The 16,296-nt window shown below is 70.9% G+C and carries 12 protein-coding genes; 2 read left to right on the plus strand and 10 right to left on the minus strand.

Going from position 1 to position 16,296, the window contains the following annotated elements:
* Window positions 1-2 precede the first annotated feature (2 nt).
* The gene (locus FB047_RS04205) at window positions 3-1,373 is read left to right on the plus strand and encodes an O-antigen ligase family protein (RefSeq protein ID WP_136585967.1); all 1,371 of its coding nucleotides are present in this window, start codon (window positions 3-5) and stop codon (window positions 1,371-1,373) included.
* Window positions 1,354-2,583 (plus strand): oligosaccharide flippase family protein, encoded by a 1,230-nt coding sequence (locus FB047_RS04210; protein WP_136585968.1) that lies wholly within the window; start codon window positions 1,354-1,356, stop codon window positions 2,581-2,583. Before FB047_RS04205 ends, FB047_RS04210 begins: the two co-directional genes overlap by 20 nt.
* 193 nt (window positions 2,584-2,776) lie before the next feature.
* Here the strand turns inward: FB047_RS04210 and FB047_RS04215 are convergent, their stop codons facing one another.
* The 10 genes from FB047_RS04215 to FB047_RS04260 form a co-directional block, all read right to left on the minus strand.
* On the minus strand, window positions 2,777-3,637 hold the full coding sequence (locus FB047_RS04215; RefSeq protein ID WP_136585969.1) for a hypothetical protein: 861 nt from the start codon (window positions 3,635-3,637) through the stop codon (window positions 2,777-2,779).
* 217 nt (window positions 3,638-3,854) lie between these two features.
* Window positions 3,855-5,048 (minus strand): elongation factor Tu, encoded by a 1,194-nt coding sequence (gene tuf / locus FB047_RS04220; protein ID WP_076673648.1) that lies wholly within the window; start codon window positions 5,046-5,048, stop codon window positions 3,855-3,857.
* Window positions 5,049-5,209: 161 nt separating this feature from the next.
* On the minus strand, window positions 5,210-7,324 hold the full coding sequence (gene fusA, locus FB047_RS04225; RefSeq protein WP_136585970.1) for an elongation factor G: 2,115 nt from the start codon (window positions 7,322-7,324) through the stop codon (window positions 5,210-5,212).
* 87 nt (window positions 7,325-7,411) lie between these two features.
* Window positions 7,412-7,882, minus strand: coding sequence for a 30S ribosomal protein S7 (gene rpsG / locus FB047_RS04230; RefSeq protein ID WP_013584050.1), 471 nt, complete (start codon window positions 7,880-7,882; stop codon window positions 7,412-7,414).
* 5 nt (window positions 7,883-7,887) lie between these two features.
* Entirely contained in the window at window positions 7,888-8,256 is a 369-nt protein-coding gene (gene rpsL, locus FB047_RS04235; protein WP_013584051.1) for a 30S ribosomal protein S12, read from the minus strand.
* Between the two features lie 353 nt (window positions 8,257-8,609).
* On the minus strand, window positions 8,610-9,611 hold the full coding sequence (locus tag FB047_RS04240) for a hypothetical protein (RefSeq protein WP_136585971.1): 1,002 nt from the start codon (window positions 9,609-9,611) through the stop codon (window positions 8,610-8,612).
* On the minus strand, window positions 9,608-11,350 hold the full coding sequence (locus FB047_RS04245) for a DUF5684 domain-containing protein (protein ID WP_136585972.1): 1,743 nt from the start codon (window positions 11,348-11,350) through the stop codon (window positions 9,608-9,610). The genes FB047_RS04240 and FB047_RS04245 overlap by 4 nt, the downstream gene beginning before the upstream one ends.
* A complete protein-coding gene (locus tag FB047_RS04250; protein ID WP_136585973.1) occupies window positions 11,347-13,857 on the minus strand; it encodes a transglutaminase-like domain-containing protein in 2,511 nt (836 codons plus the stop codon). The genes FB047_RS04245 and FB047_RS04250 overlap by 4 nt, the downstream gene beginning before the upstream one ends.
* Window positions 13,854-15,230, minus strand: coding sequence for a DUF58 domain-containing protein (locus tag FB047_RS04255; RefSeq protein WP_338095111.1), 1,377 nt, complete (start codon window positions 15,228-15,230; stop codon window positions 13,854-13,856). Before FB047_RS04255 ends, FB047_RS04250 begins: the two co-directional genes overlap by 4 nt.
* Window positions 15,231-15,276: 46 nt before the next feature.
* Window positions 15,277-16,242, minus strand: coding sequence for an AAA family ATPase (locus tag FB047_RS04260; RefSeq protein WP_136585974.1), 966 nt, complete (start codon window positions 16,240-16,242; stop codon window positions 15,277-15,279).
* Window positions 16,243-16,296: the final 54 nt, after the last annotated feature.

Here is a 16,296-nt window from a genome sequence, read left to right on the forward strand (position 1 = left end):
GCATGCGAACGTCGACTGCCTACTCCCGCCCGAGCCTCACCCATCGGACGCGCATCGTTACGCTCTGTCTGGTCGTCGCCGTCGTGCTCAGCTCGTTCCTCGGGCGCTACGACGCGACCGTTCTCGGGTTCCGAGTGCGCGTCGAGCAGGTCGTTCCGCTGACGCTCGTGGCCTGGATGTTGCTGCACCCCGTGCTGCGCGCCGCATTCTTACGAACGCTCCGGCATCCTGTTCCGCTCGTCTTCGCGGCGTTCGTCGCGTGGAACGTTGTGTCGACGCTCATCTTTTCGCCGAGTCTGACGTGGAGCGCGTCGATCCTCATCTGGCTCGTGATCGACCTGCTTCTGCTCGTGTCGCTCATGGCGATCGCCGAGGGGGCGGAGCTCGCCGGACGACTAGGGCGGTTGTCGGTCGCACCGTGGGCGCTGGTGGGCTTCGCCGCCTACGCCGTCGCGAACCTCACCCGCGGACGGGTCGCGCTCGGCGCCGACTTCGACTACCTCTACGAGGTCTACGTCGCGCGTGTGACGGCGCTCGAAGCCAACATCTACGCGTCCATCCTGATCTTCTGGACGCTGCTGACGATCACCCGTCGCAACATCGGGCGGTGGGAGGTCGCGGCGATCACGGTCAGCGTCCCCCTCGGGCTCGTCGCCTCCCAGACGCGCACCGCGGTGTTCAGCCTCGCCCTCGGACTGGGCGTCTTCACCGTCTACACCCTGTTCTCGCACCGGTCCGCCTGGCGAGAGCGACTGCGGCGCATCGTGCCCGCGGGGGTCCTCGTCGGCACCCTCATGGTCACCTACGGCATCGTCGCGGCCCTCGGTGGCACGGCCCCGGCCGACCGGACCCTCCCGCCGACCGCCGAACCCTCCGCCTCCAGCGCGATCGCCCCCGGGGCGACGCCCACCTCCGCCCCCACGCGCGAGCCCGACCCCACCAACCCCGAGCAGCAGAACAAGATCGGTGACGTCGACTTCCAGGGCGGCACGATCGCGTTCCGCGTCGAGGTCGCGCAGCTCGCCGCGCAGGAGATGACGGGTGTCAACCTGTGGCTCGGCAGCGGGACGAACACCTTCGGCCTGCGCCACGAGCAGCCCGGCACCCCCGGGATCAGCGGGCACATCATCATGCTGCCCGTGCAGGTGCTCTACGACGGCGGCATCGTGGGCCTAGGCCTGCTCATCGCCCTGTTCGTCGCCGTCTTCGTCTGCGTTCCCCGAGAACGCAAGCCCGTCGCGGCCGGCCTGCTCGCGTCGTACCTGCTCTCGGCGACGCTCACGAGCATGTTCTGGTTCGCCATCACGTGGATCCTCATCGCCGTGCTGCTGCGGCCCCTCACCGAGGACGAACGTGACCTCACCCGCGCCTGAGGCCCGGCGACCCCACCGCGCGCGCAGCGTCGCGCTGCTGACCGCCGTCTCGGCCCTGTCCGCGATCTCGCCCCTCATCGCCCTCCCCCTGATCACCCGCGCCGCCGGCCCCACCGGGTTCGCCGAGCTCGCGATCGGGCAGGCACTCGGCACGCTCGCGGCGACCATCATCACGTTCGGGTGGGCCGTGCGCGGGCCCGTCGAGGCGGCGCGCTCGAACCACCCCTCCCGCGTCTTCCGGGCGAGCATCCTCGTGCGCGGAGCCAACAGCGTGGTCGTCCTGCCACTGGTCGCGCTGATCGCCGCGATCGCGAGCCACGCCGACGACCACGCCCTCGCGGTCGTCTCGGCGCTGGCGTTCTCGCTCCAGGGCCTGTCCCTCAGCTGGTACGCGGTCGGCGTCGGCCGCCCGCTGCTGGCGCTCGTCTTCGACGCCGTCCCGCGCATCGTGCTGAACCTGGCCGGCGCCGTCGCGGCGCTGGTCACCGGCATCCCCCTGATGTATCCCGCCATCCTGCTCGTCGGGACGTTCGCCGCCGCCGTCATCGCCACCTGGCTGCTCACGTTCCGGGAACGCTTCTCGCTGCGCGACGCCGTCGACGATGCCCGCTCCGCCTATCGCGACGGGTGGCGCACCGCGCTGGCGGCGGGGCTGCTGACGTTCTCCGAGACCGCTCCCCTGTCGACGCTCGGCGTGGCTTCGTCCCCCGCGGCGGTCGGATTCGCGCCTTTCGACCGGGTTCTCAAGTACGGCTACATCGGCGTCTACATGATCACGGGGTCGTTCCAGGGGTGGGTGTCGTCGTCGACGGGCGCGGCCGGCATCCGTCGGATGCGACGCGCCGTGGGCATTCACGTCGTCCTCGCGCTCGCGCTCGGGGTGGGCTTTGCCCTGGTGGTGCCGCGGGCGACGCCCGTCGTGCTGGGTGCCGGTTTCGACATCGCCCCGCTGACCGCGCTGTTCGGGGGGCTCGCCCTCGCGGCGATGACGATCGCCACGGCCCTCGGCGTGTGCGTCGTGCTCCCCGCGGGTCGCGACGGCGCGTATCTGGCCGCCGTGTGCGTGGGCGCCGTCCTCGTCGTGCCGGCGGTGCTCATCGGCGCAAAAGCCGCGGGGGTCACCGGCGCGGCCGCGGGAGTCGCGCTGGTCCAGGTCGCCGTGCTGACGGCCCTGGCCGCGACCGCGACGCCGATCCTGCGGGGGCGCTGAGCCGCCGGTCACCGGCGCGGCCGCCATTCCGGTCGAGCACGGGACACGGGCGCTGAGCCGCCGGCTCGACGCGCGGCCGCAGGCGTCACAGCCTCCCAGATGACCGTACGGGCGGCCCTGGCCGCCACGACGACCGTGGCCCTCCTGGATTGCTGGGGCCTCGGGAGCCGCGAGCAGCCCGCCGCCGGGCGTCTCAGGCGAGGACGTAACCCGCGATCGACATGAGCACCCACACGCCGGTGAATACCATGCCCATGAGCAGGGGACCCCAGACCCGGCCCGACAGTCCGACGAACACGGATGCCGCTATGCCGAAGCCCACGAAAAGGGCCATGGGCATCCCCGACACGGTTCCCGCGAACACGATCGGGATGACCGCGAACGCGATCGACGAGACCGCTCCGGCGACTACGCGCGACACGAGCGGGCTGAAGCGCGTGGACGCGTACGCGAGGGCGGCCGGATAGACGAACGCGATGGCGAAGAAAGTCATCATCAGCATGACCAGGAACGGCGCCGCGACCCCCAGGAGCAACCATCGTGGCGACAGGGCGGCGAGAGCCGGGAATCCGAGGGAACGAGACGCCACGCCCGTGATGAAGGGGAGGACGAAGCCGAGCACCAGCGCCCACAACACGTCGAGACCACGGAGGGAGAACAGACCGGGGGTGCGCGTGCGCACCATCAGGCCGAGGCCGGTCCCTCCGACAACCACCGCCGCCAGGACGCTGCCCACGCTGCGACCGGTCGTCCCGTCGAAGGCGACCGAACCCAGCAGGCCGACGACGACGGCGACCACGAGGGCGGCCGCGGCCCCGACGAGCGGCTTCCACGTGCCGACGAAACCGGATGCCCCCGCGCGGCCCAAGCGGGACGTCTCGGCGTCTCGGGGCGACTCGGTGTCGTAGAGCGCGCTGCGGCGCTCGGTGGACGGGGCGTCGTCGGGAACACTCAGGAAGATCGCGTCGACAGACGCGCCGTCGTCGGGGAGACCGACGGCCGCTCGCGCCTCGCGACGGGAGCGCCGGCTCGGCTCGGAGGGGGCGTCAGTCACCCATCCAGCTTACGGGCTTCACCCTGTCCGCCCGATTCGACGCGAACGCGGGCGTGCGGCACGCGGACGCAAGTGGGCGCTCTCCTGACCGGGGAGCCCGCTATACGACGCCGGGAACGCCGTCCTCGACGGGGCGGCGGCACCGCGTGCCGGCATCCGGAAACGACACAGGCCGGGCCCGAAGGCCCGGCCTGTGCCGAGTGAAGTCTGGAAGGACTTACTTGAGGATCTTGGTGACGGTACCGGCACCGACGGTGCGGCCACCCTCACGGATCGCGTAGCCGAGGCCCTCTTCCATGGCGATCGGCTGGATGAGCTCGACCGACATCTCCGTGGTGTCACCGGGCATGACCATCTCGGTGCCCTCGGGCAGCGTGATGACGCCGGTCACGTCGGTAGTGCGGAAGTAGAACTGCGGGCGGTAGTTCGTGAAGAACGGGTTGTGGCGGCCGCCCTCTTCCTTGGACAGGATGTACGCCGTGCCCTCGAAGTTGGTGTGCGGGGTGACCGAACCGGGCTTCACGACGACCTGGCCGCGCTCGACGTCGTCACGCTTGGTGCCGCGGAGGAGCAGACCACAGTTCTCGCCGGCCCAGGCCTCGTCGAGCTGCTTGTGGAACATCTCGATACCCGTGACCGTGGTCTTCTGCGTCGGACGGATGCCGACGATCTCGACCTCGGAGTTGATCGCGAGGGTACCGCGCTCGGCGCGACCCGTGACGACCGTTCCACGACCGGTGATGGTGAAGACGTCCTCGATGGGCATGAGGAACGGCTTGTCCTTGTCACGCACCGGGTCGGGGATGGAGGAGTCGACGGCCTCCATGAGCTCGACGATCGAGTTGACCCACTGCTCGTCACCCTCGAGAGCCTTGAGGCCCGAGACGCGCACGACGGGGGCGTTGTCGCCATCGAAGTCCTGCGACGACAGAAGCTCGCGAACCTCGAGCTCGACGAGCTCCAGGATCTCCTCGTCGTCGACCATGTCGCTCTTGTTCAGCGCGACGAGCAGGTAGGGCACGCCGACCTGCTTGGCGAGCAGGACGTGCTCGCGGGTCTGAGCCATCGGGCCGTCGGTGGCGGCGACCACGAGGATCGCGCCGTCCATCTGAGCGGCACCGGTGATCATGTTCTTGATGTAGTCGGCGTGACCGGGGGCGTCGACGTGAGCGTAGTGACGCTTGGGGGTCTCGTACTCGACGTGCGAGATGTTGATCGTGATACCACGCTGACGCTCTTCGGGCGCGGAGTCGATCGACGCGAAGTCACGCTGAACGTTGGTGGCCGACGGGAACTTGTCGGCGAGCACCTTCGAGATGGCAGCGGTGAGCGTGGTCTTGCCGTGGTCGACGTGACCGATCGTTCCGATGTTCACGTGCGGCTTGGTCCGCTCGAACTTGGCCTTAGCCACTGGGTCCTCCTCAGGACGTTGGTTGCGAGGTCTCGGGCGCTGGATTGCGACCGATTCTTCGCGGGGATGGTTCTCAGATTACTAGAGAGTCGGTATTCAGTTTGTGCGGATGCCGGGAACCTGAGCAGAACCCGGGGTTCCCGGCATCCGTGAGAGCGGAGTTACTCGCCCTTGTTCTTCTGGATGATCTCGTCGGCAACGGCCTTCGGGACATCGGCGTAGCTGTCGAACTCCATCGAGTAGACGGCACGGCCCGAGGTCTTCGAGCGCAGGTCGCCGATGTAGCCGAACATCTCGGACAGCGGCACGTTGGCCCGGACGACCTTGACGCCGGCGGCGTCTTCCATCGACTGGATCTGGCCACGACGCGAGTTCAGGTCGCCGATGACGTCGCCCATGTACTCCTCGGGAGTACGCACCTCGACGGCCATGATCGGCTCGAGGATGGTGGGGTTCGCCTTGCGGACGGCCTCCTTGAAGCCCATCGAACCGGCGATCTTGAACGCCATTTCCGACGAGTCGACGTCGTGCGAAGCACCGTCGAGGAGGATCGCCTTGACACCCACCATGGGGTAGCCGGCGAGCACGCCGACGTTCATGGCGTCCTGGAAGCCCTGGTCGGTCGGCGAGATGTACTCGCGCGGGATGCGACCACCGGTGACCTTGTTCTCGAACTCGTAGGTCTTGTCGGCCGTGACCTCGAGGGGCTCGATCGCGAACTGGATCTTCGCGAACTGACCCGAACCACCGGTCTGCTTCTTGTGGGTGTAGTCGTGACGCTCGACCGACTTGCGGATGGTCTCGCGGTACGCCACCTGGGGCTTTCCGACGTTGGCCTCGACCTTGAACTCGCGCTTCATTCGGTCGACCAGGATGTCGAGGTGGAGCTCGCCCATGCCCTTGATGACGGTCTGACCGGTCTCGGCGTTCTGCTCGACGCGGAACGTCGGGTCTTCTTCCGCGAGCTTCTGGATGGCGACACCCAGCTTCTCCTGGTCGGCCTTGGTCTTGGGCTCGATGGCGACCTCGATGACCGGCTCCGGGAACGTCATCGACTCGAGGACGACCTGGTTGGCCGGGTCGCAGAGGGTGTCACCGGTGGTGGTGTCCTTCAGACCGATGACCGCGTAGATGTGACCGGCGGTGACCGAGTCGACCGGCATCTCCTTGTTGGCGTGCATCTGGAAGATCTTCCCGATGCGCTCCTTCTTGCCCTTGGTCGCGTTGACGACCTGGGCGCCGGAGTCGAGGTGACCCGAGTAGACGCGGATGTAGGTGAGGCGACCGAAGAAGGGGTGCGTCACGATCTTGAACGCGAGGGCCGCGAAGGGCTCCTCACGGTCGGCGTGGCGCTCGATGACGACCTCTTCGTCCTTGGGGTCGTGCGCCTCGATGGCGGGCACGTCCAGGGGCGAGGGGAGGTAGTCCACCACGGCGTCGAGCATGGGCTGCACACCGCGGTTCTTGAACGCCGAACCGCACAGCACGGGGTAGACCTCGCTGGCGATCGTCATCTTGCGGATGGCGCCCTTGATCTCGTCGTGCGTGAGCTCTTCGCCACCGAAGTACTTCTCGAGCAGCGCGTCGTCGGACTCGGCGACGGTCTCGAGGAGCTTCTCGCGGTACTCCTGCGCCTTCTCGACGAGGTCGGCCGGGATCTCCTGGATCTCGTACTTGGCGCCCATGGTGACATCACCCTTGGCGTCGCCGGGCCAGACCAGGGCACGCATGTAGACCAGGTCGACGACGCCGACGAAGTCGTTCTCGGCACCGATCGGGATCTGGAGCACGAGGGGCTTGGCCTTCAGGCGGTTGACGATGGTGTCGACCGTGAAGTAGAAGTCGGCGCCCAGCTTGTCCATCTTGTTGACGAAGCAGATGCGGGGGACGTCGTACTTGTCAGCCTGACGCCACACGGTCTCGGACTGGGGCTCGACGCCCTCCTTGCCGTCGAAGACGGCGACGGCACCGTCGAGCACGCGGAGCGAGCGCTCCACCTCGACGGTGAAGTCGACGTGACCGGGGGTGTCGATGATGTTGATCTGGTTCTTTTCCCAGAAGCAGGTGACGGCGGCGGAAGTGATCGTGATGCCACGCTCCTGCTCCTGCTCCATCCAGTCGGTGGTCGCCGCACCATCGTGCGTCTCACCGATCTTGTGGTTGACGCCCGTGTAGAACAGGATGCGCTCGGTCGTCGTCGTCTTGCCGGCATCGATGTGCGCCATGATGCCGATGTTGCGGACCTTGTGGAGGTCGGTGAGCACGTCTTGTGCCACGGGTGTCTTCCTTACCTGTTGGGAGGTTGATGCCGGGCCCATCGGAGGGTCCGTGACCGGGGTTCGATCACGGACCCTCCGCGGGTTTTACCAGCGGTAGTGCGCGAAGGCGCGGTTCGACTCGGCCATCTTGTGGGTGTCTTCGCGGCGCTTGACCGCGGCACCGAGGCCGTTCGAGGCGTCGAGGATCTCGTTCTGCAGACGCTCGGTCATCGTCTTCTCACGACGACCCTTCGCGTAGCTCACGAGCCAGCGCAGCGCGAGCGTGTTGGCGCGGTGCGGCTTGACCTCGACGGGAACCTGGTAGGTCGAGCCACCGACGCGGCGGCTCTTGACCTCGAGGGTGGGACGGACGTTGTCGAGCGCCTTCTTGAGCGTCGCGACGGCATCCTGGCTGTTCTTCGCCTCGACACCCTTGAGGGCGTCGTAGACGATCGACTCGGCGATGGACTTCTTGCCGTCGACGAGGATCTTGTTGACGAGCTGCGTGACGACGGGAGCGCCGTACACCGGGTCGTTGACGACGGGACGCTTCGGGGCGGGACCCTTACGAGGCATGGTTCTCAGCCCTTCTTCGCGCCGTAGCGGCTGCGAGCCTGCTTACGGTTCTTGACAGCCTGGGTGTCGAGTGCACCGCGGACGATCTTGTAGCGGACACCGGGGAGGTCCTTCACACGACCACCACGGACGAGCACCAGCGAGTGCTCCTGGAGGTTGTGGCCCTCACCGGGGATGTACGCGGTGACCTCGGTGCCGTTGCGCAGCTTGACGCGGGCGACCTTGCGCATCGCCGAGTTCGGCTTCTTGGGGGTCGTGGTGTACACGCGGGTGCACACGCCGGCCTGCTGGGGGTTCGACTTCAGCGCGGGAGCCTTGGTCTTCGAGACCTTCGGCGAGCGGCCCTTGCGAACCAACTGCTGAATGGTTGGCACGTTCTCTCCTTGATTGGCCGGACGGTTCCTCTCGGGCCGTCCGGGGTGCTGCACGGTGACAGCGGTCGTGTCTCCCCCGCCATGCCGCTCATCTTGCGATTCGTGACGTGTCGGGCTCACGTGTGATCCACCGCGCGACAGAATGATCGGAAGCGGTTGTGGTGGATATGCCGTGGGGGCGACCTGTTCGCAGATCGATCCCTGAGATGGTGCGAGCGTTGATCCGCACGACACGCCCGAAGGCACGACGCACGGCGCGCGTGAACGCACACCCGCTCAATGATACGCGTTCCCCGGAGGTCGGGCAAACGTGCACGGGTCTCCCTGCCGTCGACGGCCCGGATGCCGCCCGCTCAGCCCAGGAGGACGATCGCGGTCACGGCGACCGCCGCCAGCACGACGACCACGGCGACGCCGACCAGCAGGGCCCGCCACGCCGCGCGGCGCGTCGTGCGGGGGCGCACCGCAGCGGCGTCACGATCGGGCGGAGCGGACGGTCGCGGCGCGGAACGCTCGACGCGGACGGGGGCGTCGGCGCGCGGCCTGTAGATCTCGCGCTCGAGGGCGACGGGCACGCGGGCGTCGCGGGTCGCCTCGGGAAGCCCCGAGCCGGATGGAGACCCGCGGTCGGACGCCACGGCATCCGCATCCGCAATAGCTCCCGTTGCGGCGTCCGCGGCGGCGGATCGACGGGCGCGGCGGGTGCCCGCGCGGGTGTCGCCGCTGTCGTCCGGGGCCTCGCGGCGCACGGTGTCGTCGTCGACGGCCTCGGATCGGGGGGTGGCGGCGACGCGCGAGCGGGTGGCCTCGTCGAGCTCGTCGACGGGCTCCGGCCGGGGGCGTGCGGTGACGCGCGGGCGAGTGGTCTCGTCGAGCTCGTCGAGGGGGGCGCGCGCCGGCGCGCCGGCGACCGTGGGCTCGTCGCCCGGGGCGGGACGGGACACGACCGTCGCGTCATCCGGCTCATCGATCGGACCACGCGGGCGGGACACGACCGTCGCGTCATCCGGTTCGAGCGCCGCGGCGCGGGTGGGGCTGAGCACGGTCGCGTCGTCGGGCTCGTCGACCGGACCACGCGGGCGGGACACGACCGTCGCGTCATCCGGTTCGTGCGCCGTGTCGCGGGTGGGGCTGCGCAGCGTCGCGTCGTCGAGCTCATCGGCGGGAGGATCCTCCGGGCCGGCCGCTGCGGTGTCGCGCGGCCGGTCGGTCCCGGGGCGCAGGGTCGCGTCATCGACGCCGTCGTCGTCGGAGCTCGCCGTGCTCGGCGCGTTGTGGGCGGCCCATCCCCGCAGACGACCGGCCCACAGGGTGACCTCGTCGGGATCGTCGGGGCGGTCTCCGGGGCCGCTCACACGGTCCTCCGGGTGAGGCGCACCTCCGCGTCGCCCAGGAAGAACCGCTCTCCGGCCTCGATCTCCTCGCCCGGAGGGGCCTCGACCTCGGTGCCCATGAGGGTGGCGAAGAGCACGCCGTTGGTGGAGTCGAGGTCGGTGACGTACCAGGTGTCACCGCGCAGCTCGAGGCGGGCGTGCGTCTTGGAGACCGTCCGCGTCTCGTCGGCGACGGGCACGAGCTGGGCGTCGGGGTACGCACTGTCGTGGCCGGGGCGACGACCGAGGATGACCACCGACGACGTCAGGTCGACCGTCTCGCCATTGGGGGCGATGAGCGCCCACGGGATGCGCTTGCGCCGCGCCACGACCGTGCGGTCGAGAGCGTCGAAGTCGTCGTCGGCGGGGACCTCCGGGCGGGTGTACAGCGCCGACACCGACGTGCGGGCGGAGCGCGGGGCACCCGCGTCGGGGGCCTCGGGGACCGCCGACACGGCCTCGGAGGTCTCCGGGAATTCATCCACGGGGGTGCGCGCCACGCGCGGAGCGGGCATCGGAGCGGCGGCCGCGGGTCGCGTCAACGGTGCGGCATCCGCGAGGTCGTCGGTCGGGGGGACGTAGCGCCGTGCGGGGCCGGCCCACGGCGAGGGCGCCTCGTCGACGGCGTCATCGGCGGGCGGCTCCTCCGAGACGGGGACGTCGTCGCGAGGGGATGCCGCGGGCTCCGGCTCAGCCGGCTCGGTCGGCCGGGGAGCGGCCCACGACGGAACGCCCCGCGTGGGCGAGCCGGGCAGGAGGAGGGCACGGGTGGCCAGGCCATCGTCCTCCGGGTGGGGCTGGGGCTCGGGTCGGTGCTCGGGCTCCCGCTCCGGCGCGGGCTCCGGCTCGGGCGCGGCGTCCGTGGGGCGGGGAACCCAGCCGGACGGCGCGTCGGTGGCATCCGGGATCCGCGAATCGGGTGCGGCGGGCCGGGAGGCCGCTGCGGGCTCCTCGTCGATGGCGGGCGAGGCGGCGCGCGCCGCGGGAGCGCTGTCGCGCAGGGCGTCGAGCACCTCGAAGACCGACCCTGAGACGGCGGGGGCGGGCGCCTCGGACGCCTCGGACGCCGCGGGCCGCTCCGTCGACCGGCGGCCGTCGAGGCGGGCGGGCGCGAGATCGATCGGCGGGCCCCAGTCGCTCGGCGACGGAACGGCGTCGGACAGCGATCCCGCGGGCGCGGCGAAGGGCTGCACGACCGGCTCCGACACGGGCGCGGGGGCATCCGCGTCGGCCGCGGCATCGCGGTCGTCGGACCCCGGCTCCGGCGTCCACCCGCCGATGAGCGGCACGTAGGGCCCCTCGAAGTCGCGCCCGCGGCGCACCGGGGCGGAGTCCTCGTCGAGTCCGCGCTCGCTCGAGCCCTCCCATCGCGCGGAGCCGAACCCGAGGATGCTGGCCCACACGACCGGGACGACGGCACCGACCACCGTGAGTCCCGCTCCGGCTCCGAACCCGACGGTGATGCGGTGCACGGCGACGATGAAGACCACGATGAAGGCGAGGAAGCCGAAGAGGGGCACCAGGTTGATGAGCACGAGCCACGGCGAGAATCCGCCGATCTTCAGCACGGTGGCCACGTTGACGACGGGCACCCACGCCTTCCACACCGGCTCGCCGACCTTGCGGAACATCGCGGCGAGCGCGAGAGCGGACCACAGGTAGAGCACCACGACCAGGGCGAGGGAGCTCGCCCCCAACACCAGCAGCGTCGAATCCGTCATGTCGTGTCGCGCCCGGCCGCCGTGGCGGGGCGCTTCCCCCTCTCGTCGCGATGCGGCGACCCCCGCCGAGAAGGCCGGGGGGCGAGGAACCGCAGGAACGATCTCAACGATACGGCCGCGCGCACACGGCGCCAGAAGCCGCGCTGACGGGTGAGCACGCGGCGCTCCTCGTCGACGATGCGCCAGAACGCGGCGACCTCGTCGGCGCCCACCTCGTCGGCGGCGAACACCGCCCGGTCCGCGTCGGCGGCGAGACGGATGCCGGACGGCGTCGCGAACGCCTCGGCGACCTCGCGCCGGGTCGGAGCCCGTGGCACGGAACGGCCCGCGTCGACTCCGGCGTCGACGTACTCGTCCCACCCTCCCGCAATCGCCCCGCGAGGATCGGGATCGCGGCGGCGCCCGCGGCGGCGGACGACCTTGGCGATGACGATAGCGAGGAACGGGCCGAAGAGCACCAGCACACCGAGCAGCGAGAGGCCCGCGACACGAAGGATCGGCCAGAGCCACGCGAGGTCGAGCCCGTCGTCGGTGCGGGTGTCGTCGTCGAGGGCGTCGTCCTGCTGCACGGGCTCGGGCGGGACGACCTCTTCGACGGTGTCGGGGCGCACATCGGTGACGTTCTCGGGGTCCTGCTGCTGCGTCACCTCGAGGCTCGGCGACTGCTCCCACTGCGGGGTGACGTCGATCGCCGCCCACTGTCCGTCGGCGCCCTGCACCTCGGTCCAGGCGCTCAGGTCGCGCGGTCGGCACTCCCCGGCGTCGCAGACGGGCAGGCTCGCGTCGGTCGTCGTGAGGCGCGTGCCGACGACGACCCGGGCCGGGAAGCCCAGCTCGTGCGCGATAAGGGCCGTGGCCACGGCGAACTGCTCGTCGTCGCCGACCGCGGCGACGAAGTTGCCCGACGCCGCGGCGCGCGGATCGTCTTCGCGGTCGAGCAGACGCTCGAACATGCGGTCGATGCGCGCGAGGGAATGCCCCGAGGCGCTCGGCTGCAGCTGGTAGCCGGGCAGGTCGAGGGTCCAGGCGGGGGCGGCGGCCCCGGGCGCGGCGAGGCTGTGGCTGAGGTATCCGCGCTCGCGCAGCAGTTGCACGAGACCCTGGAGCGCGGCGCCGTCCGAGCCGGCGGCGTGCTCCTCGACCCAGCGCTTCAGGTTGTCACCGCCCGACACGCCCTGCGGCGCCCCCGGCGGGGTCAGCGTCGCGAGGTCGACGGGGGCGGGTTCGACGCCGGTCAGGAGGTATCCGTCGCCCGCGCGGAGGCCGCCGTCGGCGGTCTGCACCCCCGCCTCGGCGGCGGAGCTGTAGTAGAAGCGGTCGGCGAGGGCGCCGCGGCGATCGCCCTCGAACGTCGCCGACGACAGGCGGCCGGCCGTCGGCATCCAGATCCCCTCGAGATCGACGATCTCGACCTCGGCCGACAGGGAGCGCCCCGCGCCGGCGTCGCGCGTCGAGGGAAGGCGCACGAACCCGGCCCCCTCGTCGCCCGAGGCGCGGAAGATCTCGCCGTCGTAGGTGTCGAGGGTGGCGAGACGGATGCGATCGGGCAACGTGCCCTCGCCGCTGACGCGGAAGAGCACCTCGTCGGCGCGGGAGTCGGAGAACATCGCACGGTACTCGGCGAGAGGGCTGACCGCCTCCGCGATCTGCCGGTCGGGTCCCGCGGCGGAGCGCAGGACCTCACGATCGGCTCCGCGCGCGACCCACGGCACCACCGCCACCGTGACGACCACCGCCACGGCGATCATCGCCACCCCGAGCGCTGTGCGTCGGCGATCGGCCCGCGATCGTCCGGGGCTCGTCGGCATCGCCGACACGTCGCTCGCCCTCCGCAGGGCGCGGGCGCGCTCGTCGTGGGCACGCCACGCGAGCCACAGCACCGCCGACAGCAGGGCACCCACCCCCACGGCGGTCTCGACCGGAGCGGCCAGGACGAGGGGGCCGATCTGCAGCGGCGCGCTCGTCGCGGTGCGTCCGAAGAACAGTCCGAAGCCGGTCATCCCGAGACCCGCGACCACCGCGGCCGTCGCCCACCGGTCGCTGCGGCCGGCGAGCGCGAGCGCGAGCGCGGTGCCGACGAGGAAGACCACCAGAGCGGGGATGAGCAGGTTGCGATAGGCGCCGACGGGGAGGTCGACGGTGACGAGGTCCTTCCACGCGACGACGATGCCGGCGTACGACTCCCCGAGGCCGCGCAGCACGTCGAGGGGAGAGGTGAGCCGCGAGGGCACGGCCACGGGCACGGCCAGGAGTGTGAAGGCGGCGACGAGCCCCGCCGCCAGCATCCATCCGCTCCCCCGCCGCCACGTGACCGACGCCACCACGACGGCCGCGGCGACGGATGCCGCGACGACGAGGATCACGAAGCTCGCGGCGGCGTAGATCGGCCACGCCGCCACCGCGGCGAGCACCACGGACGCGAGGGTGTAGACGGCGGCGGCGACCCAGCGCGGAGCAGCCGACGCCTCACGCCGGCGCCGCGGGGCGCGCTCGCGCGACCCGCTCACGAGGTGGCCCCGCGCACGAGAAGGCCGGAGAGGTCGTCGAGAGTCCCGATCGTGAGCACGGTGAGCCCCGCCACGCTCTGCATGCGCGGGTGCGCGCGCTCGTCGCAGATGACCGCGGCGACGGCCGTGTCGGAGGGGAAAGCGAGCGCCGCCTGGCGTAGACGCGCGAGGGGAACGACCGAACCGGTCACCACGAACGCGATCGAGAGACGTTCGTTCGCCTCGGCCGCCAGGCGGCAGACGTCCTCGACGGGCATCGTGTTGTCGTGGCGCTCGATGGCGCTGAACCCGTCGAGCATCGCGCGCGACGAGATCACCGGGATGTGGCGGATCGCGCGCAGGCGCCCCTTCACCACGCGCGGGATCTCCGACCCCGTCACGATGTCGATGTCGCGCGCGTCGCGCACCGCGCGCATCCCGAGAGATGCCGCGGCCGAGACGGCGAGCTCGTACTCGTCGGCATCCGCGTACTCCTGCGTCGCGGCGGCGAGGACGACCGCCATCCGCGAGCGACGGGACTCCTCGTACTGCCGGACCATCAGCCGACCGGTCTTGGCAGTGGACTTCCAGTGCACCTGCCGCTGCGAGTCACCGGGGGCGTACTCGCGGATCGCGTGGAACGACATGTCGGCGTCGACGAGACGACGGGTCGCGTTGCCCTCGAGGTCGCGCACCAGACCGGCGCTCGTCGAGGGCAGGCCGACGGTACGCGGGTGGACGAAGAGGTCGTGCACGTCGTCGAACGCGTGCTCGCGGCGCAGCAGTCCGACCGGGTCGCTGCGCACGGTGGTGACGGGGCCGACGCGCACGACCCCCCGGGGAAGCGGGGGGATCTGCAGCGGTTCGGTGCTTCTCTGCCCCGGTCGCAGCAGCGGCACGCCGAACTCGACGAGCCCGCGGCCGACCGGGATGTCGAGCCGCCCCGGCAGCGCCGGACGCGAACTGTCGTTGCGCACGACGATCTCGCCGGTGACCCCGTGCCCCGCCGTCACGCGTTCGTGCTGCAGGGCCAGATCGACCTCGTACGCGCGGGCGCCGAAGAGGAACGGCACGCTCATGACGAGCAGCAGCAGCGCCGCGGACCCCGCGACCATCCATTCCATCCACCCGAACAGGATGCCGAGCAGCAGACCCGCGGTCGCCGCGATCGCGACGACCGCTCCCGCGGGACGCACGGTGCGGCCGGCCCACGACACGGCCGCCGCCACCGCCTCGGTGACCACCCGCCACGCCTCGGACGCGCGCACGACCGCGCGGACGATGCGGCGCTGGCGGCGGGTCGCGGTCGAGGTGATCGAGGTGCGCGATCCCGTGACCATCGTCGCCGCGGAGGTGCGGGTCAGCCGCGACTCGGTGAGGTTCACGTCGGGCACGGCTCACCCCCCTCCCGCGCGGCTGCGGATGCCGGGCGCACGGGCGTCACGCGCTCTCGCGCTGGGTGGGCGGGAGCGTGTCGAGCAGCACCTGGCCGATCACGGCCTCCTGGGTGACCCCGTCGAACTCCGCCTCGGGGTGCAGAATGAGCCGGTGCGAGAGCACGGGGACGGCGAGGGCCTTCACGTCGTCAGGCGTGGCGTACGTGCGTCCCTGCGAGGCGGCCCGCGCGCGGGTCGCGCGCGTGAGGGCCAGCGCGCCGCGGATGCTGACGCCCAGACGCACCTCGTCGGCCGTGCGGGTGGCATCCACGAGGCGGGCGATGTAGTCGAGAACGAGGGCGTCGACGTAGACGGATGCCGCCAGGTCGGCCATTCCGACCAGGGCCTGCGGCGTGATGATCGGGCGCAGGTCGGCGGTGGCGACGGGGGCGCCGTCGAGGATGCGCACGGTCGCCGCGTGGTCGGGGTAGCCGAGCGAGGTGCGCAGCAGGAAGCGGTCGAGCTGCGCCTCGGGCAGGCGGTAGGTGCCGGCCTGCTCGACGGGGTTCTGCGTCGCGAGGACGAGGAAGGGCACGCCCACCTCGCGCGAGACGCCGTCGATGGTGACGCGTCCTTCCTCCATCACCTCGAGCAGGGCGGACTGGGTCTTGGGGCTCGCGCGGTTGATCTCGTCGGCGAGCACGATGTTGGCGAAGATCGGACCGCTGTGGAACTCGAACGCCCCGGTCTTCTGGTCGTACACCGTGATGCCGGTGATGTCGCCGGGGAGCAGGTCGGGCGTGAACTGGATGCGCGTGTTCGTGCCCTGCACGGACTGCGCGACCGCTCGCGCGAGCGAGGTCTTGCCGGTGCCGGGGACGTCTTCGAGCAGCACGTGCCCGTCGCTGAGCATCGCGGTCAGCACCAGCTCGACGACGTGACGCTTGCCGAGGACGGCGCGCTCGACGTTGTCGGCGATCTGCGAGAAGGTCTGGGAGAACCAGGTGGCCTGCTCCTGGGTGATCGTCATGTCGGTGCGTTCTTTCCTGTGGGGGACGGGGATGCCGGGGCGGGGATGCCGGGG

The sequence above is a fragment of the Microbacterium hydrothermale genome, from assembly GCF_004854025.1.
Taxonomy (GTDB): domain Bacteria; phylum Actinomycetota; class Actinomycetes; order Actinomycetales; family Microbacteriaceae; genus Microbacterium; species Microbacterium hydrothermale.